Below are 24987 nucleotides of genomic sequence, written 5' to 3'. Positions count from 1 at the left end.
TTTACAAGTTTTTTCCTTCCTAACGCCAAAATGGGCAAAAAAAGTTGTACTTTTGCAAGTTATTGCTTCCCGAAGTTAGTCGGAAAGGATAAGTTTACCCCTATCTTGTACGGCCGATGAAGCCGCCCCTACAAGTAAAACGGCTCTGACGCTTCCCCAGGCGCCGACACGTTTCTATCGGCGGTCATACAGAAATGGAGAGGCGTGAAACTTATAAATGCCGTATGACAAATGAAAAAGCAGCTGTCCCCGGGTCGGAATCGACCTTCGGGACAGCTGCTGCGGTTATGCGCTCCGGCATGGCAATTCGAGCCCGGCGCTACTTCGTCAATTCTCCGTACTGCTGAGCGGTGAGCAGTCCCCCCAGCGCCTCGTCCGCCTCCGCGTCGAGTTCGACTTCCGCGATCCAGCCCTCTTCGTAGGGCGATTCGTTCACCCGTTCGGGGTGATCGAGCAAGCCGTCATTCACCCGCACGACCTTGCCGGTGACCGGGCTGTACAGCTCGGAGACCGTCTTGACCGACTCGATCGCGCCGATGCTCTCTCCCGCATAGACCGCCGCGCCGACGGACGGCAGCTCGACGAAGACGATGTCGCCCAGCTGGCTCTGGGCATGGTCCGTAATGCCGATGCGGACGACCCTCCCTTGCGCTGCGGGCGGCGAAGCCCACTCATGTTCCTCGGAATAACGCAGTTCCTCTCGAATCTCGCTCATTGGCCATCCTCCGTTTGGGTTGATTCAGGGGGATTCCCCCGGCTACAGCGCGCTTCCGGATCCATCCTCGGTTTCCGCTCCTCCCGATGCCGTCGCCCGGCTCACTCGCAGTTGCAGTAGAGCACCGGTCTGCGGGCGGCCGTCGCCTCGTCGAGCCGCTTCACGATCGTCGTATGCGGCGCCTGCAGGAGGAGATTCGGATCGTCCTCCGCCTCCCTGGCGATCTGAATCATGACGTCGATGAAGCCGTCGAGCGTCTCCTTGCTCTCCGTCTCCGTCGGCTCGATCATGATGCACTCCTCGACGTTCAGCGGGAAGTAGATCGTAGGCGGGTGGTAACCGAAATCGAGCAGCCGCTTGGCGACGTCCAGCGTCCGGACGCCGAACGCCCGGAGCCGCTTGCCCGACAGGACGAACTCGTGCTTGCAGACGCCCGGGTACGCCACTTCGTAATAAGGCGCCAGCCGGTGCATCATGTAGTTGGCGTTCAGCACGGCGCACTCGGAGACGCGCCGCAGGCCCGCGGGTCCGTAGCTCCGAATATACGCGTACGCCCGCACCAGAATGCCGAAGTTGCCGTAGTAGGGCTTCACGCGACCGATCGACAGCGGACGGTCCTCGTCCCAGTAGTACGTGCCGTCCCCCCGCCGCTCGACGATCGGCTTCGGCAGGAACGGGATCAGGCGGGACTTCACGCCGACCGGTCCCGCGCCGGGACCGCCGCCGCCGTGCGGCGTGCTCATCGTCTTGTGCAGATTCAGATGCACCACGTCGAAGCCCATGTCGCCGGGGCGGGCGATCCCCATGATCGCGTTGGAGTTGGCGCCGTCATAATAGAGCAAACCGCCGGCCGCGTGCACGATGCCGGCGATCTCGTCGATCTGCGCCTCGAACCGGCCGAGCGTGTTCGGGTTGGTCAGCATGAGCGCCGCCGTGTCGTCGCCGACCGCCGCGCGAAGCGCTTCGAGATCGACCAGCCCCTGCGCGTCCGACGGGATCGTGATCGTCTCGAATCCCGCCACCGTCGCGCTGGACGGATTCGTCCCGTGCGAACTGTCCGGCACGATCACCTTCGTGCGGCGTTCGCCCCGGCGCTCGTGGTACGCGCGAATGAGCATCAGTCCCGTCCATTCGCCGTGCGCGCCGGCCGCGGGCTGCAGCGTCACCTGGTCCATGCCCGTGAGCGCCGCCAGATCGCGCTGCAAAGTATAGAGCAGCTCCATCGCGCCCTGCAGGCTCGTCTCCGGCTGGTACGGATGAATCTTGGCGAAGCCGGGCAGTCGCGCCGCGTCCTCATTGAGCTTCGGATTGTACTTCATCGTACAGGAGCCCAGCGGGTAAAAGCCGTTGTCCACGCCGAAGTTGCGGCGAGACAGCTCCGTGTAATGCCGGATGACGTCGACCTCGTACACTTCCGGCAGCGCCGCCGGCTTGGCGCGCAGCAGACGTTCCGGGATGACCGATGCGGGCGCCGCCTCGGGCACGTCGCAGTCTGGCAGCGAATAGGCGACCCGGCCCGGCTTGCTCATCTCGAAGATCAGCGCTTTCTCTCGATTCGCGTTCATAGACTCGCCTCCAGCGCGCGGACGAAGCCGTCCATCTCTTCTCTCGTTCTGCGTTCGGTGACGGCTACCAGCAGATGCCCGGCCAGCTCGGGATAGGTCCGACCCAGATCGTAGCCGCCGATGTACCCGGCGGCGAGCAGCTTCGCCTGAAGCGCGGAGATATCGGTCCCTTCCGGCAGCTTCACGACGAATTCATTGAAGCTCGGCGCCGAGAACGGCAGGGCGCATCCGCCCAGCGCCTCGAGCTTGCCCTGCGCGTAGCGGGCCTTGCTCAGATTGAGCGAAGCGACCTCGCGCATGCCCTCGCGCCCCATGACGGACAGGTAGACCGAAGCGCTCAGCGCCAGCAGCGCCTGATTCGAGCAGATGTTGGACGTCGCCTTCTCGCGGCGGATATGCTGCTCCCGCGCCTGCAGCGTAAGCACGAAGCCGCGCCGGCCTTCGCTGTCCGTCGTCTGACCGACGATCCGTCCCGGCATCCGGCGCATGAGCGCCTCCGTCACCGCGAAGAAGCCGCAGGTCGGGCCGCCGAGCGAGGCCGGGATGCCGAGCGGCTGCGCGTCGCCGACGACGATGTCGGCGCCGAGCGCGCCCGGTGACTCCAGCAGCCCGAGGGAGAGCGGGTTCACGCTCATGACGAGCAGGCCCTGGCGCGCGTGGATGAGCGCTTCGATCGCGGGAATGTCCTCCAGGCAACCGAAGAAGTTGGGCGTCTGCACGAGCACCGCCGCCGTATCCGCGTCGATGGCGGCCGACAGCGCGCCCAGATCGGTGACGCCGTCCGCGCAGCCGACCTCGACGATCTCAAGCCCCAAGCCGCGGGCCGAAGTCCGCACAATCTCCCGCGCCTCCGGATGGACGGCGCGGGAGACGACGATCCGCTTGCGCTTCGTCGCTCCGCTCGCCAGCGCCGCCGCTTCGGCGAGCGCGGTCGCCCCGTCGTACATGCTGGCGTTGGCGACCTTCATGCCGGTCAGCTCGCAGATGTAGGACTGGAACTCGAAGATTGCCTGCAGCTCGCCCTGGCTAATCTCCGGCTGGTAAGGCGTATAGGCGGTATAGAACTCCGAGCGGGAGATGACATGGTTGATGACGACCGGGATCTGGTGGTCGTAGATGCCGGCGCCGAGGAAGCTCGCGTAGCGGTCGAAGTCCGCGTTGCGGTCCGCGAGCGCCCGCAGGTGCCGGAGCAGGGCGGCTTCGTCCAGCGCGCCGGAGATCGGCAGATCGCCGGTATAGCGGACGGACGCAGGGATATCCGCGAACAAGTCCTCCATTGCCGACGCCCCGATGACAGCCAGCATCTCGGCCTCGTCCCGCGCCGTCATCGGCAGATAACGATGCTTTGTCACGATCGGTCCCCTCCTTCGGGTAGCTGCCGCTTGTAGAATGGCGTTGCGACCACGACCGCCTTCAGCCGTTTGCCGCGAATCTCGACTTCGACCTCGGTACCCCGCGCCGCATACGCCGCCTCGACGAGGGCGAGCCCGAGGTTCCGCTTCAGCGTCGGGGATTGCGTACCCGTCGTGATCTCCCCGATCCGCCGTTCGCCCGCATAGACGGCATAGGGCGCGCGCGGAATGCCGCGGTCCAGCACCTCCACGCCGACCAGCTTGCGCGGCACGCCTTCCCGCTGCTGCTTCGCGAGCGCCTCCCGGCCGATGAACCCGCCTGCCTTGCCCAGCTTCACGAAGGGCGCCAGCCCCGCCTCCAGCGGCGTGATCTCCCGCGACAGTTCATGGCCGTAGAGCGGCAGCCGCGCCTCGAAGCGCAGCGTATCCCGCGCCCCCAGGCCGATCGGGAGAAGACCGTCCGGCGCGCCCGCCTGGAGCAGGCCGTCCCATACGCGCAGCGCGTCGCCCGCGTCCAGATAGAGCTCGAAGCCGTCCTCGCCGGTATAGCCGGTGCGCGACACCAACGCGCGGGCGCCGCACACCTCCGCGTTTTGGAGGAAGCGGAACGGCGCGAGCGCGCCGATCGGCGCATCCGTGACGCGCGACAGGATCGATGCCGCGAGCGGCCCTTGCAAGGCGAGCAGCGCCGTGTCAGCCGAACGGTCCGTCAGCGTGACATCCCCTTGAAGGTGACTGCTCAGCCATTCCCGGTCCGCGTCCGCATTGGCGGCGTTGACCACGAGCAGATACCGCTCTTGCGCCAGCATGTAGACCAGCAAGTCGTCCTGCACGCCCCCGTCCGGATGGCAGAGCAGCGTGTACTGCGCCTGGCCTGCCGCCAACCGCGACACGTCGTTCGTCGTGAGCCGCTGCAGGAACCGCTCCGCATCGGCGCCCGTCACCTCCAGCTCGCCCATGTGGGACACGTCGAACAATCCGGCTTGCCGGCGAACCGCCTCATGCTCTTGCTGAATGCCGTAGAACTGTACCGGCATCTCCCAGCCTCCGAAGTCGATGCAGCGCGATGCCGGGTAGTCCGCATATCGCGGGTACAGCGGCGTTCTTCGCGGATCGCTCATTCTCTCACCTCGCCTTGTAGTGGGCACAAAAAAGGACAGGCAAAGAATCTCAGCATGCATCGCCGTATCCGGCGGCACGCTTCCATTCTCTGCTCTGTCCTTGGTACCTGAGAGTTGCCTCGCAGCGGAGGATCGCGCCCGGCGACCGGTCCGTTGCAAGTATCCCCTTGGGTGATCCCGCTCGCGGGATGCTCTCCAGAGGCGCGTCCGGTAGAGGTCCTTTTGCCTGAGAGATTCACCTGACGGTTTACTCCTTCGGCGTCGCCCCGTCCTGCAGGCAATCTCTCCCGCTACCTTCATCCGCTTATTCACTTGTCTACCCCAGTCTATGCGGAAAGCGAAGCAGCGTCAAGAAATTCATGACATTCCTGGAACGAACCGAGCGTTCCCCCGGCTAAATAATCAAGCTGCCGATCGCGAAGCTGGTGCCGACGTAGACGCACGCCAGCAGGATGCCGACCGCGACGTTGCCCTGCTTCAGATGATCGGACAGCTTCAGCCCCGGCGTCGCCCATTCGAATATCCAATAGGCGATCACGAGACAGACGTACCCGACAGCGAACCACAGCATCATGTGCCAGATCGAGCTGTTCGTATAGGCCGCCACCCCGAGCACGATGGCCGTAGACATGAACTTGCCGCCCATCGCCAGCCCGACCGCCGCGTTGCCCCGTTTCAGCTCCTCCAGGTCATTGAACGGCGTCATCCAGCCGAATACGACCATGCCGAGCAGCTGCAAGACGATAATGACGGCGACGCTAATGACAATATTGACCACGATCACGCGGCCCACCCCCGAAACTTGGCATAAGCCAGATCATATTGGCTATAATCGTGCACTTCTTCCAGAACGACGCCGACCTTCTTCAGCGGCTTCAGCTTTGCGTAGCGATCGTCGTCGATCGGCTGCTTCACCGTCTGCCCGGACGGCAGCTGCAGGACGGCGAACTCGCGCGTCTTCCCTTGATAAGTCGTCTTGTAAACGCCGATCAAGTCGACTTCCGTCTTCAGGTTCAGCTTCAATTCCCCGATATCGGCGTCGGCCGCCGTCTTCGTCTTGTACGACTTGATCGGCTTCCATGCCGTGAGCGTCACGTCGGTGCGGTTGTCCGCGCTCGTCTTCATGACGGCGCCCATATATTCCAGCACCCAGATCTTGTCGCCGGTTCCGTAGTTGTCGTCGTTCGGCATGAGCTCATTGCCAGGCAACAGGGTCATATCCCCGCCGATCAGATCGCCAACCGTCGCTTCGGTCAGTTGATAGTCCCAAGGGACGGTATCCGACGACTCGGCCGATTCGCCTCGCTCGGCGCCGCCCGACCAAGACAGCGAGGACGATCCGTCATGCTTCGAGCAGGCGTTCGCGATGATGCCGAAGACGATCGCGAACAAAATGCCGATCACGATGACCGGGACGATCCTCGCAGCCGAAGACGGGCCTTGTTGCGGCGGACGCCCCTCGTATCCATAGTTGCTCATTCAGCTCACCCCCAGCGCTACAAAATGACTTGCGTTGCCCGTGATCGGCCCGCCGGCGCGTCCCAAGAGGCCGCAGGGCTCCCCGTTGATCACGAACATCCCGACGAGCAGGTGGAACTCCCCGTTCGCGAGCTTCACCTTCGCCAGCTCCGCCCGCTTCTGGTACACCAAGGGGAACAGCCCGCTCGTGTCGAAACCCTCCTCGTCCTTCGTCTCCAGCCGGCCCTCCGCGTCGAAGAGCGAGACGGAGCCGCCTTCCCGTCCGAACATGGACTTGGAGACGAAGCTGCCGTCGAACACCGCTTTGGTATACGTGGGCAGCATGTAGCGGCCGATCGTCTCGCGCTCCTCCGGCGTGAAGATCAGCTCGAGCTCGTACAGGCCCCAGATGAGCGCCTGCAGGCCTTTGGACTGAAGCACGATGGCGTGCGGCGGATTGAACAGCCGGAGCCGTTCCGTCTCCATCGCGTAGGCGAGGGCGTCGCCGCCTTCGTCCACCGCCATCCACTCCTTCGGGTACAAGGCGAACATCCGGCGGATCTCGCGGCCTTCCGCGTTGCGGAGGACCCCTTCGTCCACCCACAGATCCAGGCAATCCTCGCAAGCCACGTCCAGCCCGCTATGGCGCACGAGCATATCGATCGTGCCCGTATCCTCCAGGTGGCTGCCGTAGCCGACGCAAGCCGCCGTATCGGGCCGCTCCTCGGCCCACGCTTCGCGCACGAGCTCCGCCATGCGCGCGTTCGGCGAGCGGGCGCCGTATTGCGCGCATAGCCACGGCGTGGCGACCGCCGCTTCCGCGTAGCCGGTCGGCGTATCCGCGTTCAGCTCCAGCAGCTTGATCTCCCCTTCCGAAGAGACCGCGAAGTCGAACCGGGCATACCTGCTGATGAAGCCCTCGGGCGCCATCTCCAGCGTATCGAGGCTCTGCCACAGCACTTCGGGGATGCCGATCATCGCGTACAGATCGTGTCGTCCCGCCACGAAGCGGACGGCCTTGTCGAAGACGCGCCACAGCCGCCCGGCCGCGGCTTCGAGCTCCGCGTACTTGGGCTCCGGGACGACGACGAGCTGATCCGTCCAGTACGCCTCGCCATCCAGGTCGGCCCAGCCGAAGCCCATGCCGCGCAGCGTCTCCACGCGCGCGGCCCGGTCCGGATGCGGCGCGCCGACCACTTCGAAGACGCCCGCGCTCAACCGCCGAACCCGCCCGAGGACTTCGAGCTCGAACCGGAAGAGCCGAATCCGCTGGACTTGCCGCCGATGCCGCCCTTGGAGGAAGAGGTGGAGCGGCGCGTGATCGACCCGCTCGAATCCGACGTCTTCGGCCGGACGGCGGACCCGACGACCGCCTTGTTCCGGAACGTATCGCCGCCGTACGTGCGCGGCCGGTAAGCCGAGCCGCTCCTCGCGTCATAGGCGGGATGGCTGTTGTAGTAAGCGCCCGAGGAGTAGGATCCGCCCCGGTTGAAGATCAGATGGTACAAGAGCAGATCGTCCCAGCCGAAGCCGGACGTATGATGAATGACGGTCGTGCCGCCGGAACCCCCGGACCCGACCGTGCCGGATGACGTTCCGCCCGCAGCGCCGTCGTCCGGCTCCTCCTCGGGCATCGGGATGTTCCAATCGACGGACGGGTCGAAATAGGCTTTGACGGCGTCCGAGGACCACTCGGTCAGCGCCGGTCCGGCGTCCGCCCCCGACGACGCCGTCGGGCCGGCCTGCGCGGACGCCGCCGAGGCCGGATGCGGCACGCCAGCCGCGTATAGCGCGTTCGCGAGCAGCGCGATGCCGAGCGACGTCGACAACACCCGGAGCGGCTTGCCTTCCGGGGTGAACAGCAGAGGCAGCTTCGGCGCCCCGGACTTGTCTTGTTCCTGACTCATCTCTCTCATCTCCCCGTCAGATCGACTTGCCGTGCCGCACCGCGGCCAGGAGCAGCTCGATCGATTGCGCGTCCACGTTCAATCGGCCTTCCAGCGTCTCGTACTCGTTGCCCCCGACCGTCAAGTAATTGACGTGATGGAGGGCCGCCAGCATATCGGCCGTCCAGAGCCGTTCGTCGATCTTCGCGATCACCCCGTTCGGCTGCTTCTCCAGCAGATGGACAACAATTCCTTTTTCCAAACCGATCCCCTCCTCTTCCAGAAAAAAGCGCATGACAATCTTTACGCATCATACCCGATGCATGTTTCGCTGCCAAAGTAAGTAAAAACGGATTTGCCGTCTTCTCGGAAGGGGGCAACACGTTTTTATCGGAGACGTATCAGCCAAGCATAGGTGAAACTTATACTTTCTGTTACGTTCAAAAAAAGTCCCCATCCCGATTCGGGCGCAGACGCACGCAAAAAAAGCCGGAGCTCTACCGTCGCGGATGTCCCGCAACGATTCGCTTGCCGGCTTTTCGTTAGCTGCCTATCGGATTCGAGTCGGCTGCGTGCGGCTATATGCCGTCCGATCCCGCTTCGACGATTGCAGTCGCGCTGGAATAAGCTTTCCGTGAAGCTTGCTTCGACGTCAGCGTCATTCCGCCCGCTTCTCCTCGCCCAATCCCAGCGCGAGCAGCGCGCGCGTCTCTTCGAACCGCGCCTCCAACGTGGCCGTCCCCATGACGACCGTGATATACCGATGGCCGTTCAATCGGAAAGAACCCGTGAAGCAGTAACCCGCCGCGGCCGTATACCCCGTCTTCAGCCCTTCGTTCCCCGCCGTGGCGAAGCGCTGACCGGGAAGCATCTCGTTCGAGTTCCGCAGCGCCGTCTTCGTCCCGTAGCCTTTCGCTTCGCTTTCCCGCGTGAAATCCAGAATGTCCGGCACATGCTGCACCATGTACTTCGCGAGTTTGGCGACGTCCTTCGCGGTCATGACCGTCTCGCCCTCGCTCGCCGCGGCGGAGAAGGCGGTCAGGTCCGCGCTGGATAAGCCCGTCGCGTTCGCGAAGCGCGTCCGCTTGGACAAGCCGATCTTCTTCGCCTTGGCGTTCATCCGTTCGACGAACTTCCGCTCGTCTCCGGCCGCGTACTCCGCCAGCGCGACCGTCGCGTCGTTGGCCGAATGCACGGCCATGCCGCGGAACAGCGTCTTGACCGTCACGCGCTGGCCCTTCGTCAGTCCCATGCCCGACCCGACGACGTTTGCCGCATAATGACCGATCTCCACTTTATCGTCCCATTTCATCCGGCCGGAGGAGATGTCCTCCAGAATGAGCGTCTCGGTCATCAGCTTCGTCATGCTGGCGGGCGGCAGAGGCTTGTCCGCGTTTTGCGCGAACAGCCATTTGCCCGTTTCGACGTCCAGCATGGCGGCGGACTTCGCCGCGACCGTCCCCGTGATCGCAGCCTCATCCGTCGGCTTCGCGCTGCCTTCCGGTTCGCTTCCCGTGCTCGTTGGCGTAGCCTCCGGACTGCCAGCCGGCTCCGGTTTGCTTGCCGTGGCCGTTGGCGTAGCCGTTGCCGTCGCCTCCGCGCGGCCTTTCGGCTCCGGTTGGCTTCCGGGCCGTTCCGCGATCAGCCAGCCGAATCCTAGCGCAACCGCCAGGACGCCCAGCAGCATTCCCTTTTTCATAGCCCGATCCCCTCATGTGATTCGACTCTGCTGTCATTTTAGCGCGCGGGATTTAAGGGAATCGAAAAAAGATCTCATTTTTTTCTTAAGAAAACTTAAACGGAGAACGTACAGACGACATTGACTTCTCCCTGTCGATCGTCCTTTCGTACACGACAGGTTCATGCATGATCGGCGAGTTAGGCTTTTCTAAATACATAGGTTACAAAAAAGCCATTCCGGTCTTGATGCTCCACGTATGCGAGACGCTCCATTACCCTCTCCACATCTTCAAAATCGGCAGGTTGGATCAAATCCTCTTCCCGAACGGAAGTTTCGTCTTGGTGCTTGTGGCCGAATCCGCAGACAAATAAAACGCCCCCGTCAGCTAAATGCTCGTTCATTCTGGACATTCGGTTTTTTCCCAATCGATAATGATTGATCACCACGTTGTCGAAAACGCCTATATCTCTCCAAGCTTCAAGATCCGATAAGTCCATTTGTATGGTATGTACCGCATATTTTCTTTCGGCAGCGAACTTGTTCAATCGGTTTAAAGCTTCGCCGCTAAAATCAACGCCAGTTACTTTAAAATGATTTTCGAGCAGAAACAGCGCATTTCTCCCATCTCCGCATGCGATATCCAGAACAGAACCCTTTTTGAAAAAGCGGATATGCTCAACTAAGCTCTGCTCGGGATTTAATATTTGGTTATCGCGTTTGACAAATTTACGATCCCAATACGCCTGTCCTCCCATATACGCCATTTCCGATCACCGCTTTCTTAAACGTGGTAACATTCGACACTCGCTACGTCAGATTCAACCCCCGGATCTTACTAAACATTAACATTTTACAAGTGCGCTTTCCATTTTAAATTTGTATCTTTCCGCCCGTTCACCTGCATCTGCAAGGGATTGCTCGGAACGGTCGCGCCGGCACGAAATATAAGCGCGCACGCCCCTAGCGACGCTCATAAGTGTCCCCTACTCGGCGCACCCTATTGGCATCTTCGCCCAAAGGAGGGATTCCCGCGATGTCCAAGCAGCAAGGCCACGGCGCCAAGAACACGCAGACCAAGTCGTCCGACAAAAAAGGCAACTCGTCCGGCAACAACCACTGAGCAGGCGGCCGGTCTGCTCCCCGCACCTTTGATCGGGCGCGGTCCAGCCGGGCCTACAACACAAAAAGCCCCCTCGGCGCGATCGCGCGCAAGGGGGCGGCAAGGAGCGGGATGCGGCGCATCCCGCTTTTTCGTCATGGACGCTTACGCCCGGTCGAACAGCTTGGCGTAGCTCCCGTAGCCTTCCTTCTCCAGATCCTCCACCGGGATGAAGCGCAGCGCCGCGGAATTGATGCAGTACCGCAGGCCGCCCGCTTCCGGCGGACCGTCGTTGAAGACGTGGCCCAGATGCGAATCCGCCTCTCGGCTGCGCACCTCCGTCCGGAACATGTTGTGGCTGAAGTCTTCCTCTTCCTTCACGCCGCCTTCGTCGAGCGGCCGCGTGAAGCTCGGCCAGCCGCAGCCGGAATCGAACTTGTCGCGGGAGCTGAACAGCGGGGCGCCGGAGACGATGTCGACGTACAGTCCTTCGCGGTGATTGTCCCAGAACTCGTTGCGGAACGGCGGCTCCGTCGCGCTGTTCTGCGTAACCTCGAACTGCATCGTCGTCAGCCGCTCCTTCAGCTTGGCCTTGTCTCTGTCCGTATTCCAATGCTGCTTGATGAAGGTGTCGCGGCCGGAGCCCTTGCGATACATCTTATAGCGCAGCGGGTTCTTCTTGTGGTAGTCCTGATGATAATCTTCCGCGGGATAGAAGACCGCCGCGGGCTCGATCGCGACCACGATCGTACGATCGAAGCGGCCGCTCTCCTGCAGCGCCTGCTTGGATGCCTCGGCCTCTTGCCGCTGCGCTTCGCTATGATAGAAGATCGCCGGGCGGTACGATTCGCCCCGATCGAAGAATTGCCCGCCCGCATCCGTCGGATCGACGGATTGCCAGTAGATGTCCAGCAGCTTGCCGTACGGGAAGACGGCCGGATCGAACGTGATCTGCACCGCCTCCGCGTGGCCGGTCGTCTCCGAGCACACCTGCTCGTACGTCGGATTCTCGACGTGGCCGCCGGTATAGCCCGACACGACCCGGATGATGCCCGGCATCTTCTCGAACGGCGTCACCATGCACCAGAAGCAACCGCCCGCGAACGTCGCGAGTTCCTTGCGTTCAACTTCGCTCATCTTGTTTCCCTCGCTTCCTGATCCTTGAGATCTCTGTCTTCCTATTGTAACAAAGAAGGAGCGAAGGTTCACCTTCGCTCCCGGGAAGCCCGATCACCGTACTGTCGTCCGGGCGGGCGGCATCCGCCGCCGCTGAACCGCGCCGAACCGTTCGCGGAGCTTCCTCCCCGCACCTCGCACAGCTCCCCGCGCGAGGCGCGGAGTCTCGTGTCGGCGGTCACCACAGCATGGCGGCTTACTTCTTGTGCATCTTGAACTCGAGGAACAGCTCGTTATAGTGCGACAGCATCTTTTTGCCCAGGTTGGCGTACACCTCGAGCTTGTCCGTGATCGCCGGAGCCGGGTAGAACCGCTCGTCGCTCGCGATCTCCTCGGGCAGGTACTTTATCGCTTCGGCGTTCGGCGTCGCATAGCCGACATACTCGGCGTTCTGCGCGGCGTGCTTCGGGTCCAGCATAAAGTTGATGAACCGGTGCGCGCCCTCGATGTTGCGCGCCGTCTTCGGGATGACCATGTTGTCGAACCACAGGTTGGACCCTTCCTTCGGGATGACGTAGTCCAGCTTGTCGTTCTCGTCCATGATCTCCGAGGCGTCGCCGGACCAGACGAGTCCGACGGCCGCCTCCTCGTTCGCGAGCAGCATCTTGATCTCGTCGCCGACGAGCGCCTTCACGTTGGGCGTCAACGTCTTGAGCTTGCGCAGCGCCTCCTGGAGATGGTCCTCGTCGCGATCGTTCAGCGAATAGCCGAGGCTGTTGAGCCCCATGCCGATCACTTCGCGCGCGCTGTCGACGAGCAGGATGTTATTGCGCAGCGACGGGTCCCACAGATCGTCCCAACTGTCGAACTTGAGATCGCCTACGAGCTCCGGGTTGTAAATGATGCCGACGGTGCCCCAGAAGTAAGGGATCGAATAGGCGTTGCCCGGATCGAAGTCCAGATTCAGGTAGCGCGGATCGATAGACTTCAAGTTGGGCAGCTTCGCGTGATCCAGCGGCAGCAGCAGGCCGTCGGCCTTCATCTTGCTGATCGCGTATTCGGACGGGATGCTCACGTCGAAGGTCGTGCCCCCTTGGGCGATCTTCGTCATCATCGCCTCGTTGGAGTCGAAGGTCTGATAGATGACCTTGATGCCGGTCTCCTTCTCGAACGCCGAGATCAGCGCGGGGTCGATATAGTCTCCCCAGTTGTAGACCGTCAGCGTATTCGCGCCGGAGTAGCCCTGCGACGAGTTCAACGCGGACACGCCGTACATGAGGCCGAACGCTACGACCAGGACGGCGATAAACAGTCGGACGAGCTCCTTCATTTGGGAACCCCCATTCCGAGCCGCTTGCTGCTCCGCCGGTTCAGCCAGTAGTAGCCGAGGACGACCAGCACCGTGAACAGGAAGATGAGCGTCGACAGCGCGTTAATCGACAGGGAGATGCCTTGGCGGGCCCGCGAATAGATCTCGACCGACAGCGTGGAGAAGCCGTTGCCCGTCACGAAGAACGTCACGGCGAAGTCGTCCAGCGAGTAGGTCAGCGCCATGAAGAAGCCCGCGAAGATGCCCGGCTTGATGAACGGCACCACGACCCGGGTCAGCACCTGCCAGCCGTTCGCGCCGAGGTCCCGCGCCGCGTCGAGGAGCGACGGGCTCATCTCCTGCAGCTTCGGCAGCACCATGAGGACGACGATCGGCACGCTGAACGCGATGTGCGACAGCAGCACCGACGTGAAGCCGAGCTTGATGCCGGCCATCGTGAACAGGATGAGGAACGAGGCGCCGATGATGACGTCCGGGCTCACGATCAGCACGTTGTTCATCGAGAGGAGCGAGTTCCGGGCGCGGCGACTGCGCACGCGGCGGATGGCGAGCGCGCCGAGCACGCCGAGCACGGTTGAGATCGCCGAAGACAGCAGCGCGATGATCACCGTATTGAGCACGATGATGAGCAGCCGCGCGTCTTGGAACACTTCGCCGTAGTATTGGAGCGTGAAGCCCTCGTAACCGTGCATCGACCCGCCGCTGTTGAACGAATAGTACACCAGGTAGAAGATCGGGGCGTACAGGATGACGAAGATGACGGCCAGATAGATCGACGCGCCGCTCTTGGACTTGTTCATCGCGCCCCTCCTTTCTGCCGCTTGCCGGTGACGATCATGATGACGACCATGGCGAGGATGAGGAAGACCGCGATGGCCGCGCCCATGCCCCAATCCTGCGTCACGAGGAAATGCTGCTCGATCGCCGTCCCGAGCGTAATGACGCGGTTGCCCGCGACGAGGCGCGTGATCATGAACAGGGACAGCGCCGGGATGAATACGGCCTGGCAGCCGGCCTTGACCCCGTCCAACGTCAGCGGAAAGACGACCCGCCGGAACGTCGTCCAAGCGGATGCTCCCAGATCCCGCGCCGCGAAGACGAGCGACGGATTGAGATCCTCCAAAGCGTTGTAGATCGGCAGGATCATGAACGGAATGAAAATATAGACCGAAACGAAGACGAAGCTGAAGTCCGTGAACAGAATCTGGTGCCGGCCGATACCGAGCGTCTCCAGCACGCCGTTGACGAAGCCGTAGGTGCCGAAGATGCCGAGAAACGCGTACACCTTCAGCAGCAGGTTCACCCAGCTCGGCAGGATGAGCAGCAGCAGCCAGAGCTGCTTGTGCTTCATCTTCGTGAGCGCGTACGCGGCGGGATAGGCCACGAGCAGCGAGAACACGGTGATGAGCAGCGCGTACCAGATCGAGCTGGCCGTCATGCGCAGGTAGATCGGCGTTAGGAACTTGCCGTAGTTGCCGAACGTGAACTGTCCTTCGACGTCGAAGAACGAATCGTAGAGGATGAGCGCGATCGGCACGACGATAAAGAGCGCCATCCAGAGCAGATAAGGGACGAGATAGACGTTGCGCGATCTACTGGTCATGTCCGATCTCCTCGTAAGCGAGGAGCCGCTTGTCGAACTCCTCTTCGGTCTCGCCGAAGCGCATGACGTGGATCGCTTCAGGATCGAAGTCGAGGCCGATCCGCTCGCCGACCTCGACCTTCTTGGTGGAGTGAACCATCCACTCGTTGCCGGCCTCGTCGTAGCCCACGATCTCGTAATGCACGCCGCGGAACAGCTGCGTGTCGACCTTCACCTGCAGCTTGCCCCGCTCCGGCGTCGTGATCTCGAGGTCTTCGGGACGGATGACGATCTCGACCGGCTCGTTCGGCCGCAGGCCGCCGTCGACGCACTCGAACGTCTTGCCCGCGAATTGCACGCGGTAGTCCTCCGCCATGCTGCCCGGCACGATGTTCGACTCCCCGATGAAGTCCGCGACGAACCGGTTGATCGGCTCGTCGTAGATGTCGGTAGGCGTGCCGCTCTGCTGGATCGTGCCCTCCTTCATGACGAAGATCTCGTCCGACATGGCGAGCGCCTCTTCCTGATCGTGGGTCACGAAGATGAACGTGATGCCGAGGCGCCGCTGCAGCTCGCGCAGCTCGTACTGCATCTCCGTACGCAGCTTCAGATCGAGCGCGGAGAGGGGCTCGTCCAACAGCAGAACCTCGGGCTCGTTCACGATCGCCCGCGCGATCGCGACGCGCTGCCGCTGCCCGCCGGAGAGTTCGGTGATTTCCCGTTTCTCGTAGCCTTTGAGATTAACGAACCGGAGCGCCTCCAGCACCTTCGCTTCGACGGCCGCCTGCTTCAGCTTCTTGATGCGCAAGCCGAAGGCCACGTTCTCGAAGACGTTCAGATGCGGGAACAGCGCGTAGTCCTGGAAGACGGTATTGACCAGACGCTCGTTCGCCGGGACGCGGTTGATGACCTTGCCGTCGAACCGGATCTCGCCTTCGGACGGCTCGAGGAAGCCGGCGATCAGCCGCAGGATCGTCGTTTTTCCGCAGCCCGAAGGGCCGAGCAGCGTGTAGAACTTGCCGCGTTCGATCTCGAAGCTGACGGACTTCAGCACCGTCTCGCCGTCATCGTAGCGCTTCGTGACTTGTTCGAACTGAATGATCGTTTGTTCAGTAGACATTTAAGATTCCCACCTACATGTATAGTCGCTGATACCATTATCGCCTTTTACCCGATGTTGGCAACCTAAATTGACGAAAAAAGCGGGTTCGTCGGCGATTTTCGCAAATTCGCTCGCCATTTCGCCGCTGAAGGCGGTTCCTGCCGTCTTGTGGAGCAGGCGGCGATTATGTTTACAATAGAAAAACGAAACCGGAAAAAGATCGGCGGTGAGCGAAAGGAGAGGAGGTTATCCCATGCACGCATTGACTCGCGCGCAAGCCCAGGCGCTGCAGCATGTGAGAGAGGCCGCATGGCCGCATCGGCAGCGCGCGCAGGAGATCTTGGAGGACATCCTCTCTCGCGCCGGCGTCCTGAAAGATGAAGGGATGGCGATCCTGTCCCGGATCGGCCGGCGCGCCCGCGTCACGCTCAACTTCCACCCGGATCGGGTGCTGCCGGACGGAATTACCGTCGTAGAGGGGCTGCTGCTGGCGGGCAAGTACCGAAGCCAGTTCGAGACGCGCGTGACCAACGGCAGCCGCACGGCCTATCCCGGCGGGGACCGCGACCGCTGGGAGGAGCTTCTCTTCGGCGGCGCCTATCAAGCGTCCGATGCGCGGGAGGACGCGAGGCCCAAGTACGGCGCGCTGAATCTCATGCGTCATGCGGACGGCGCCGCCCCCCGGTTCGGATCGTGCTATCTGATCCTGCGTCCGGAGGTCTCGGGCCGGTGCACGTTTACGTTGGGCGACAGCCATCTGGGGCCCGAGCACGTCGGCACGAGCGACGTCCTCGCGCCGCTGCTTGCCGCGCTGCTCCGGCAGATCGAAACCGATCATGCGGCGCTTGGGGTAGCTCCGCTCGATCCGGGCGCGTTCCTGAATCGCCTGCGGCAGGCGGAGGCCGTAGCTTCCGTTCCCGGGTCCGGCCTCGTCGGCCGCGCGCTGGACGACTACGTCGAAGCGCAGGTGCACGGGGAGATCGATCTGTCCGCCGACGTCGAAGCGCTCGTGGCAGATCCCTCGTACCGGGGCACGCAGATCGGCGGCCGATTGAGAGACTTGTGCGCCCGGCACGGGCTCGGCCTCTACTGGCATGCCGGATTCCGGCTGGAGACGGCGCGCGTGCCGGACGACTTCCGGGGGCCGGCGATGCCGCCGCTCGCCCGCCGCGTGGACCGCGGCTTCGCGGCGACGCCCGGCTTGCTGGACGCGGCCGCGATAGGCCGGGCCGCCGCGTCGGCGCGCCATGAGCCCGAACTTTGGCGCGATTGGGCGTCGCCGGAGGAGACGTTCCAGCATTTCAAGCAGCTCTGGCACGTCCTCGTGCGATTCGGGAGGTGATTCGCAGCGTATGGGCGGAGACTGCCGACGAGCCTGCCTTTGATCCGCCTGCGCTTCACTTGCCGCTGTCCATGCATTAGCAATCCCTTGCGAATGCCCATGCATCGCCTAGTGAATGTCCATGCATCGAATTGCGAATGTCCATGTATTGGCAATCACTTGCAAAATTACATCTTTTTCAGCTGAAATTGCGGGTAAAAGAGGAATGTGTTGCAAACGTACAGCTTTTTTCGGGCAAAACGATTAAATCGCCTCGATCCGCTCGAAACAGTTGTACGAATGCAACGAATGGCCGCTTAACGCCCGTCCGCCTCCAAATAAGTTGTAGAAATACAACGGTTTGCCGAACAGTCCCGGATACGCCAAGGCGGAGGAATATCAGCTGCAACAGAGCACCGTCGTGTTGGCTACGCCGGTCCTTTCGCGCGCTTTATTCGATCTCGATCGTCTTGGAGGCGAGCCGCTCGACGCCCCAGTACCGCCAACAAGACGAACAGCGGCAGCGCGACCCAGAGACTCCTTTTGGCGTTTCTGCCCAACCTCTTCACTCCTCCTCCTCCGACTCCTGCTAGCCAGCCTATTCCCCCGGCAACACGATCGTCAGCTATTCTATTTCCTGATCTCTAGCTCTCCGTTCTCTTATTTTGCGCTCGCCTCCTTCTTCCTTTCCGCGGCTTGACGTTCCCGCTCCGCCTTTTGCTCAGCACGTTTAAATCTACTAAGCATGTAATATAGAGAATCTACAAGGAAACGAGGTGATCGGAATGGCGCGCGTAAATGCGGTTAAACAGCCGGACTTGGTCTTGATCAGTTGGACAAGAAACCCTCTGGTTCCGGGCTCTGCCCGCAGGATTATTGCAGCTCGCGTGATCGGCAGCGCCCAACCCTGCACGTTCACGTTGGCACCCAAGAGATTGCTGATCAATGCCTTAAACTGCTTACTGGACCATGACGTCGGATTCAAAGTGGTATTCCAGAAAAAAACCTCCAACGTCAGCGGATATCTGTTGCTGCAACGCAATAAATAAATGGCCGTCCACGCAAGTAAAAACGGCTTTGCCGTCTTCCCGGAAGAGGGCGAAACGTTTTTTATCGGAGGTCATACAATAATGGATAGGCTCGTGAAACTTATATATGCTATCCGATCAACAAAGCCGCCAGCTCCTCGCATGAGGACTGGCGGCTCCGTATGAAATCGATAATTTGTTTTTACTTGTACTGCTCCAGGAACTTCACGGCCTTCGCGATATCCACTTCCGGCTGCGTCCCGACTTCGCGCTCGATCGTCAGATAGCCCGTGTAGCCGATATCCTGCAGCGCTTGCAGGTAAGCCGGCCAATCGACTTTGCCTTCGCCTAGCGGCACCTCCCGGAAGAACTCGCCGGACTCGACCATCTCGGCCAGCTTGTCGTGATCCATCGGCTCGTAGCCCAGAGAGCCGTAAATATTGCGAGGGTCGGTCTCCTTCAGGCGGACGCCGTCCTTGGCGTGCGTGTGGACGATATAGTCGCGCAGCGTGTAGACGCCCTGCACCGGATCGTCCCCCGTCACCATGACCATGTTCGCCGGATCGAAGTTCACGGATACGCCGTTCGTGCTGAGCGTGTCTAGGAACTCCTTCAGCCGCGCGGCCGTCTCCGGGCCCGTCTCGATCGCGAAGTACGCGTTCAGGCTGCTCGCGTACCGGCTGAGCTCTTCGCACGCTTCCTGCATCGCTTTGTAGACGTCGCTGTCCGCGTCCTCCGGCACCATGCCGATATGCGTCGTCACGACGTTCGTGCCGAGCTCCACGGCGAGGTCGAGGATCTTCTTCGACTTCTCGATCTTCCAGGCATTCTCTTTGCGATCCTGGAGTCCGTGACCGCCGAGATCGCCGACCAGCGCGGAGATCTCAAGCCCCAGGGAAGCGATGTATTCGCGCATCTCCCGGCGCTGTTCGGCGGACAGGTTGTCGGGATCCATCTCGCCGCTTACCGCATAGATCTGTACGCCGTTCGCTCCGACTTCCTTCGCCTTGCGCAAGCCTTCACGCACGCCGACGCGGAAGCTGTCGACGATGACGCCGATCGGATTCGTTACTTTGACCATGTGTGAATTCTCCTCCCTATCGCCCGAATTAGACTTCATCCCAAAGCCGGCGCGCGTTCGCGAGACCGACGCGGGCGCCGAACTTGCAATCCTCGATACCTTCGAACTCCAGCGACAGATAGCCGTCGTAGCCGGATGCCTTCACGGCTTGCAATACCCCTCGCATGTCGATGTCTCCGTTGCCCAGAACCGCGCCGCGCAAATAGTTGCCCGAGATCGTCTGGAACCAGCCCTCGCCCGGCGGCTGCGCTGCGGGACGCAGGTAGAAGTCCTTCAGATGGACGATCGAGGCCGCCCGGATCGTGCGCTTCACGGCGGCGACCGAGTTCTCGTCCGCGCACATGAAGTTGCCGACGTCGAGCGTCAGCTTGTAGTTATCGCGCCCGACGGCATCGATCAGCGCCAGCACGCGGTCGCTCGCCTGGATAAAGTAGCCGTGGTTCTCCACGCTCGTCACGATGCCGAACGTCGCCGCGTAGTCGGCGATGCGCCGGCACGCTTCCGCCAGTTTCGGCAGCTCGCGCATGAAGCGCTCGATCGACGTATCCTGGCGCGAGGCGACGTCATGGCGCATCCGCTTCACGCCAAGCGCGTTCGCGATGTCGACCTCGCCCTTAAGCCGGGCGATCTCGGCCTCGAAGGCCGCTTCGTCGTCCGTGACGAAATTGCCGCCGACGGCGTAGCCCGAGATGTCGATCCCGACGGCGTCCGCTTTGGCGCGGATGGCGCCGATGAGATCGGGGTTGTCTACGAGATTGTAGCCGATCGGCACGATCTCGACATGCTCGCCCCCATGCTCCGCGATCCATGCGATGACGTCCAGGACGCTCATCGCGCCGGCCTGGATCTCGCGCGCCAGACTGTATGTGCTAAGTCCGAGCTTCATCTGGCATCCTCCGCTCTTAGAATTGAATTTCCTTGCCTTGCTCCGCCGACTCGTATACCGCGCGAAGGATCTTCGTGATCTCGACGCCGTCCTCGACCGGGCTGATCGGCTCCTTGCCTTCCAGAACGGCGGAGACGAACAGATCGATCTCGGCTTGGAACGCCTTCGCGAAGTTGAAGCCCCGGCTGTCCGTCTGCGGCGTTACGTTGATGATCGTATTGTGGCGTTCCGTCGTGTACTGCACTTCCGGATCGATCTCGAAGCCGCCCTTCGTGCCGAATACCTTGACCGAGCTCTCGTCCTTCATCGCGTGCAGCGTATAGCTCACGTCGACCAGCAGGGACGCGCCATTCTCAAAGCGGATCAGCGCGTTCGCCATATCCTCGACCGTGTTGACGGTCGGATCGTAGTCCGCCGCCTTGTAGAAGGACAGCCCGGTTACGTTCGAGCGGTTGCCGAGCTTGGCATAGACGTTGCCGCTGACCGATTTGACCTTCGGTTTGCCCATCAGATACCAGATGAGGTCGATCACGTGAACGCCGATATCGATCAGCGGGCCGCCGCCGGAGCGAGACTTGTCCGCGAACCAGCCGCCCGGATTGCCGAGCCGGCGGACGAGCGAAGCTTTGGCGTAGTACAGCTCTCCGAACTCGCCGCTCTCGGCGAATTGGCGGAGCATCTGCGCATTCGGGTCGCAGCGGCGTACGAAGCCGACCTGCAGGATGCGGCCCGAGGCGCGAACCGCCGCTTGGATCTCGAGCGCTTGCTCGACCGTCATCGCGAGCGGCTTCTCGACCAGCACGTGCTTGCCGGCCTTCACCGCCGCGATGCTGATCTCCGCGTGCGTATAGTTCCAGGTGCAGATGCTGATCGCCTGCACGTCCGGATCCGCGAGCAGCTCGCGATAATCCGTGTAGACCCGGGAAGCGCCGTACTTGCGGGCGACTTCCTCCGCGCGTTCCTTCACCTGGTCGCAGATCGCGATCAATTCGACCGCAGGGTTGTTCTTATAAGCATCCAGATGCGCTTGCGATATCGAACCTGTCCCAATGACGCCTACCTTCAACTTCTCCGTCAATGCCGTTCGCTCCTCTCGGCTATCCTTTTCTTAACTCGTACTATAAAATGAAAGGAGGGAAAGAACCATGAACGACCTTGCTAATGTTTTGTAAAATTGTGCGATGATGAGGTGAACCGTATGGAGAAGCTGCCCGCCCTCCGGGAACCGATGGATATGCCCGACCCGTTCTTCCCGCTGAAGCTGCATCATTGCCGCTTCGCGCAGTCGGGCATCACCACGTTCCCGCACCATTGGCACGAGCACATAGAGTTCCTGTATATCGTGGAAGGAGAGGCGCGGTTCTCCTGCAATTCGGACAGCTACGACGTCGCCGCCGGAGACCTCATCGTGATCAACGGCACCGATCTGCATCACGGCATCAGCTTGTCGGACGATTTGTTCTATTATGCGCTGATCGTCGATCCCGCACTTCTGCATAGCCATACCGTAGACACGGTTGAAGCCAAATATATTACGCCGATCACCCAGAACCGCATCCGCTTCGCGAACAAGATCGGCCGGGACGAGACGGCCGCGCGCGAGTGCCTCGTCTCGCTCATCGAGGAGTTCAAGAACCGCGAGTTCGGGTTCGAGCTCGCCGTGAAGTCCTGGCTGTACCGGCTGCTGACCGTCTTGCTGCGCAAGCACGTCGCCGCCCACTTCTCCCCGGCCGACTATTCCTCGCGGATTCGGCAGCTGGAGCGGCTCGATCCCGTGTTCCGGCACGTGGAGGAGCACTACGCCGAGCGCCTGACCGTCGACCGCCTGGCCGCCATCGCCCGGATGAGCCGGTTCCACTTCAGCCGCGTGTTCAAGGAGCTGACGAACCGCTCCGTCACCGAATACATCAACTTCGTGCGCATCAACAAATCCGAATACGAACTGCGGCACACGGAAAAGACGATCGCCGAGATCGCCACGGCCAACGGATTCAACGACATTTACTACTTCAGCCGCTTGTTCAAGACCTACAAGAACGTCTCTCCGTCAGCCCTGCGCAAGACCGCGATGCCGGGACAGGCCCAAATCATGCCAAACCCGTCCGGAAAATAAGAATTGCCTCATTTTCTTGGGGTTCGCCCAGCAGGTATGATTCAATAGAAGAATGAAAACGATAATGCGAAAGATCCCAAAACCATATGCATTGCTCGCGGTCGCCGTCACCGCCGTCGTCGGATTGGCGATCGCCATAATCCCTCTCTTCGGTCCTGAGAAGAAAGCCCCGGAGCACCGCGTCACATGGGTGTGGGACCTGGACGCCCTGCTCGCCGAACGTACCGGCGCCATCATCCCGTTCCTGCGCGAGCACCGCGTCAGTACCGTCTACGTGCACGCGGATGCGGAGCTGGCCAAGCCCGGCATGCCGGAGAAGTACCGCGCCTTCATCGCCGAAGCGCGCGAAGCGAAGATCCAGGTGCACGCCCTAGGAGGCGAACGTGAATGGGCGCTGCCGGATCGCATGCAAGGGCTTCGCGCCTTCCTGGATCGCGTGGCCGATTACAACGCTTCGGTTCCCGAAGCTTCCCGGTTCACGGGCATCCATCTGGACGTCGAGCCATACTTGCTGCCCAAGTGGGAGACCGACGAAGCGTCCGTCGTCGCCGGCTGGCGAGAGATGATGGCCGCGTACAAGGACTTTGCGCATGCGCATGGACTGCATGCGGGCGTCGACCTGCCGTTCTGGCTGGACAAAGTCAAGCTTCCCGACGACGAACGGACGCTCGATGCGTGGATGCTGGACACGGCCGACTCCGTGGCGCTGATGTCCTATCGCAACCGCGCCGAGGGCAGCAACGGCGTGCTCTCCCTCGTGAAGCCCATGATGCAGGCGGCCGAGGCGGCCCGGAAGTCCGACAAGCAAGTGTTCATCGGCCTCAACGTGGCGCCCGACGAAGCCAGCTCGCTCACCTTCCATGAAGAGGGCGCGGGCCGCTTCCGGCAGGTGGCGGATCGCATCGCGGCCCGCTATACGGACGATCCCGCTTTCGGCGGCATCGCCGTGCACGACCTGGCGCGGTGGATGGCGCTCGAGGCGGACGAGGGCAAGGACATCGGCGGTAAGGACGCTGGCGACGGTGCGGAGAAAGAAGGAGGAGTCTAGGACTCTTTCTACGACTCACTTTCTCCTCCATCTCGCCAGCCGCCCGTCAAGGGACTGTCTCAGCAGGCCGATTGGGCCTGGAGGGACAGTCCCTTGGTGCGTTTTCACAAAGGTCACGTCCAATATGGATAATCGCCGCTTCAGCTCGCCGACCGCCCATGTAGGTAAATAATTTCCGCACATTCGCCGTGGTTTGAGACAGCCTCTTTCGATCATTTCGCCGGCTAGCTTCCGTCCAATCCATCTAATTCATCCAGATGATCATACCTGGAAATTCCATTTTTCGATCAATCCTTCCTTGCTAGCTCCCTTGTTAGCCTAGCTCCCTTGCTAGCTATTGACAGCCCCCGCAGCCTGACGATATAATTCAATACATTGCGATTGATAATGATTATCATTTTCGTTATCGAGGCATTGTGAATCTCATTCGCACGCATTCCTAGCGTGCATCGTCATGGAAAAGGGAGAGAGAAATCGAATGAAAAAAGGGTTCATCCCGCTTGTCCTGTCACTTGTTCTTCTGCTGAGCGCTTGCGGCGGCAACGCCGCCAACGACGCCGACAAGGGCGGCAACCCGTCCCCGTCCCCGTCCGCTTCGCCTTCATCTTCGCCTTCTTCGTCGTCTTCGGCTGCACCGGAAGCCGCCACGTTCACCTACCAATCCGAGAACGGACCGGTCGAGGTGCCGACGCACCCGCAGCGCGTCGTCGTGCTGACCCGGTTCTTGACGGGGAATGTCATGGCGCTCGGCGTCCCCGTCGTCGGGGTGGACGAGATGTCCAAGACCAACCCGAGATTCGAAGAGAAGCTCAAAGACGTCGAGGCGGTGTCGGACGAAAGCCTCGAGAAGATCATCGAGCTGAATCCGGATCTCATCGTCGGGCTCTCCGACATTAAGAATATCGACAAGCTCAAGCAAATCGCGCCGACGGTCACGTATACTTACGGCAAACTCGATTATTTAAAGCTGCAGGTAGAAGTCGGCAAGCTGCTCAACAAGGAAAAGGAAGCGCAAGCTTGGGCCGACGGCTTCAAAGCGCGGACGGAAAAAGCCGGCGAAGAAATCAAGGCGAAGATCGGCGCGAATGCGACCGTGTCGGTCATCGAGACGTTCAACAAGCAGCTCTATGTCTACGGAGAAAACTTCGGCCGCGGCACCGAGCTCCTCTATGGCCCGTTCGGGTTCGCCATGCCCGAGAAGGTGAAGGAAGCGACCCGCACCGACGGCTACTTCGCCTTGTCGACGGAAGTGCTCAAGGACTACACCGGCGACTACATCATCTTCAGCAAAAACGCGGACGAGGACAATTCTTTCCAGAACACCTCGACGTACAAGAACCTTCCCGCGGTCCAGAATAACCACGTCTACGAAGCCGACGCCAAGTCTTTCTACTTCAACGATCCGTTGAGCTTGGAGTATCAGCTTGAATTTTTCAAGCAGCATTTTCTCGGCCAGTAATCGCAAGTCCCGTCCGGCATGAATCGCGGTTCGCCGAGCACGCA

Annotated in this window: 24 protein-coding genes and 2 riboswitches; of the genes, 5 read left to right on the top strand and 19 right to left on the bottom strand. The window is 61.4% G+C overall.

Translation table 11 applies throughout. The features are described 5' to 3' along the window. Positions 1-319: 319 nt before the first annotated feature. The 16 genes from gcvH to H7C19_RS21890 all read right to left on the bottom strand — a co-directional run bounded on the left by gcvH (position 320) and on the right by H7C19_RS21890 (position 16025). On the bottom strand, positions 320-715 hold the full coding sequence (gene gcvH / locus H7C19_RS21965; RefSeq protein WP_185671214.1) for a glycine cleavage system protein GcvH: 396 nt from the start codon (positions 713-715) through the stop codon (positions 320-322). A gap of 101 nt (positions 716-816) precedes the next feature. Further along, on the bottom strand, positions 817-2280 hold the full coding sequence (gene gcvPB / locus H7C19_RS21960) for an aminomethyl-transferring glycine dehydrogenase subunit GcvPB (RefSeq protein WP_185671213.1): 1464 nt from the start codon (positions 2278-2280) through the stop codon (positions 817-819). Beyond that, complete coding sequence (gene gcvPA, locus H7C19_RS21955; protein WP_313731920.1) at positions 2277-3632, bottom strand: aminomethyl-transferring glycine dehydrogenase subunit GcvPA; 1356 nt, start codon at positions 3630-3632, stop codon at positions 2277-2279. Before gcvPA ends, gcvPB begins: the two co-directional genes overlap by 4 nt. After that, complete coding sequence (gcvT, locus tag H7C19_RS21950; protein ID WP_185671212.1) at positions 3629-4753, bottom strand: glycine cleavage system aminomethyltransferase GcvT; 1125 nt, start codon at positions 4751-4753, stop codon at positions 3629-3631. The genes gcvPA and gcvT overlap by 4 nt, the downstream gene beginning before the upstream one ends. A 92-nt stretch (positions 4754-4845) precedes the next feature. Continuing rightward, positions 4846-4954, bottom strand: a riboswitch (glycine riboswitch). A gap of 3 nt (positions 4955-4957) precedes the next feature. Further along, positions 4958-5053, bottom strand: a riboswitch (glycine riboswitch). A 94-nt stretch (positions 5054-5147) separates the two neighbouring features. Further along, positions 5148-5537 carry a DUF350 domain-containing protein gene (locus tag H7C19_RS21945; protein ID WP_185671211.1) on the bottom strand — a complete coding sequence of 130 codons (390 nt, stop codon included), beginning with the start codon at positions 5535-5537 and terminating at the stop codon, positions 5148-5150. Then, a complete protein-coding gene (locus H7C19_RS21940) occupies positions 5534-6232 on the bottom strand; it encodes a hypothetical protein (RefSeq protein WP_185671210.1) in 699 nt (232 codons plus the stop codon). Before H7C19_RS21940 ends, H7C19_RS21945 begins: the two co-directional genes overlap by 4 nt. Further along, on the bottom strand, positions 6233-7429 hold the full coding sequence (locus H7C19_RS21935; protein ID WP_246469657.1) for a glutathionylspermidine synthase family protein: 1197 nt from the start codon (positions 7427-7429) through the stop codon (positions 6233-6235). Next, complete coding sequence (locus H7C19_RS21930; protein WP_185671209.1) at positions 7426-8118, bottom strand: hypothetical protein; 693 nt, start codon at positions 8116-8118, stop codon at positions 7426-7428. Before H7C19_RS21930 ends, H7C19_RS21935 begins: the two co-directional genes overlap by 4 nt. Positions 8119-8134: 16 nt before the next feature. Beyond that, complete coding sequence (locus H7C19_RS21925) at positions 8135-8359, bottom strand: hypothetical protein (protein ID WP_185671208.1); 225 nt, start codon at positions 8357-8359, stop codon at positions 8135-8137. Between the two features lie 396 nt (positions 8360-8755). Further along, positions 8756-9796 carry a D-alanyl-D-alanine carboxypeptidase family protein gene (locus tag H7C19_RS21920; RefSeq protein WP_246469656.1) on the bottom strand — a complete coding sequence of 347 codons (1041 nt, stop codon included), beginning with the start codon at positions 9794-9796 and terminating at the stop codon, positions 8756-8758. Positions 9797-9975: 179 nt separating this feature from the next. Next, positions 9976-10542, bottom strand: a complete 567-nt coding sequence (locus H7C19_RS21915; protein ID WP_185671207.1) for a class I SAM-dependent methyltransferase — start codon at positions 10540-10542, stop codon at positions 9976-9978. A gap of 500 nt (positions 10543-11042) precedes the next feature. Further along, positions 11043-12014, bottom strand: a complete 972-nt coding sequence (msrA, locus tag H7C19_RS21910; protein ID WP_185671206.1) for a peptide-methionine (S)-S-oxide reductase MsrA — start codon at positions 12012-12014, stop codon at positions 11043-11045. A 235-nt stretch (positions 12015-12249) separates the two neighbouring features. Continuing rightward, positions 12250-13323, bottom strand: coding sequence for an ABC transporter substrate-binding protein (locus H7C19_RS21905; protein ID WP_185671205.1), 1074 nt, complete (start codon positions 13321-13323; stop codon positions 12250-12252). Further along, positions 13320-14123 (bottom strand): ABC transporter permease, encoded by an 804-nt coding sequence (locus H7C19_RS21900; protein WP_185671204.1) that lies wholly within the window; start codon positions 14121-14123, stop codon positions 13320-13322. Before H7C19_RS21900 ends, H7C19_RS21905 begins: the two co-directional genes overlap by 4 nt. Continuing rightward, positions 14120-14926, bottom strand: coding sequence for an ABC transporter permease (locus tag H7C19_RS21895; RefSeq protein WP_185671203.1), 807 nt, complete (start codon positions 14924-14926; stop codon positions 14120-14122). The genes H7C19_RS21900 and H7C19_RS21895 overlap by 4 nt, the downstream gene beginning before the upstream one ends. Further along, positions 14916-16025 carry an ABC transporter ATP-binding protein gene (locus H7C19_RS21890; RefSeq protein WP_185671202.1) on the bottom strand — a complete coding sequence of 370 codons (1110 nt, stop codon included), beginning with the start codon at positions 16023-16025 and terminating at the stop codon, positions 14916-14918. The genes H7C19_RS21895 and H7C19_RS21890 overlap by 11 nt, the downstream gene beginning before the upstream one ends. Positions 16026-16260: 235 nt before the next feature. Here H7C19_RS21890 and H7C19_RS21885 point away from each other — a divergent pair, with 235 nt between their 5' ends. Next, positions 16261-17349 (top strand): DUF3626 domain-containing protein, encoded by a 1089-nt coding sequence (locus tag H7C19_RS21885; protein WP_185671201.1) that lies wholly within the window; start codon positions 16261-16263, stop codon positions 17347-17349. A 764-nt stretch (positions 17350-18113) separates the two neighbouring features. Continuing rightward, complete coding sequence (locus tag H7C19_RS21880; RefSeq protein ID WP_185671200.1) at positions 18114-18377, top strand: hypothetical protein; 264 nt, start codon at positions 18114-18116, stop codon at positions 18375-18377. 181 nt (positions 18378-18558) lie between these two features. On the opposite strand, the gene H7C19_RS21875 is transcribed toward H7C19_RS21880, so the two are convergent. From H7C19_RS21875 to H7C19_RS21865, 3 genes are read right to left on the bottom strand one after another with little or no spacing between them, the layout of a single operon-like run. Beyond that, positions 18559-19437, bottom strand: a complete 879-nt coding sequence (locus H7C19_RS21875) for a sugar phosphate isomerase/epimerase family protein (RefSeq protein WP_185671199.1) — start codon at positions 19435-19437, stop codon at positions 18559-18561. Between the two features lie 28 nt (positions 19438-19465). Continuing rightward, the gene (locus tag H7C19_RS21870) at positions 19466-20323 is read right to left on the bottom strand and encodes a sugar phosphate isomerase/epimerase family protein (protein ID WP_185671198.1); all 858 of its coding nucleotides are present in this window, start codon (positions 20321-20323) and stop codon (positions 19466-19468) included. A gap of 16 nt (positions 20324-20339) precedes the next feature. After that, positions 20340-21401 carry a Gfo/Idh/MocA family protein gene (locus H7C19_RS21865; RefSeq protein WP_185671197.1) on the bottom strand — a complete coding sequence of 354 codons (1062 nt, stop codon included), beginning with the start codon at positions 21399-21401 and terminating at the stop codon, positions 20340-20342. A gap of 96 nt (positions 21402-21497) precedes the next feature. Between H7C19_RS21865 and H7C19_RS21860 the strand changes: the two genes are divergently transcribed. From H7C19_RS21860 to H7C19_RS21850, 3 genes are all read left to right on the top strand, one after another. Beyond that, positions 21498-22436 carry an AraC family transcriptional regulator gene (locus H7C19_RS21860; RefSeq protein WP_313731918.1) on the top strand — a complete coding sequence of 313 codons (939 nt, stop codon included), beginning with the start codon at positions 21498-21500 and terminating at the stop codon, positions 22434-22436. 64 nt (positions 22437-22500) lie between these two features. Next, the gene (locus H7C19_RS21855) at positions 22501-23484 is read left to right on the top strand and encodes a hypothetical protein (RefSeq protein WP_185671195.1); all 984 of its coding nucleotides are present in this window, start codon (positions 22501-22503) and stop codon (positions 23482-23484) included. A 478-nt stretch (positions 23485-23962) separates the two neighbouring features. Beyond that, complete coding sequence (locus H7C19_RS21850; protein WP_185671194.1) at positions 23963-24943, top strand: iron-hydroxamate ABC transporter substrate-binding protein; 981 nt, start codon at positions 23963-23965, stop codon at positions 24941-24943. Positions 24944-24987 lie beyond the last annotated feature (44 nt).

The organism is Cohnella nanjingensis (assembly GCF_014212125.1).
GTDB lineage: Bacteria > Bacillota > Bacilli > Paenibacillales > Paenibacillaceae > Cohnella > Cohnella nanjingensis.
This window is presented reverse-complemented; position numbering and strand designations above follow the sequence as displayed.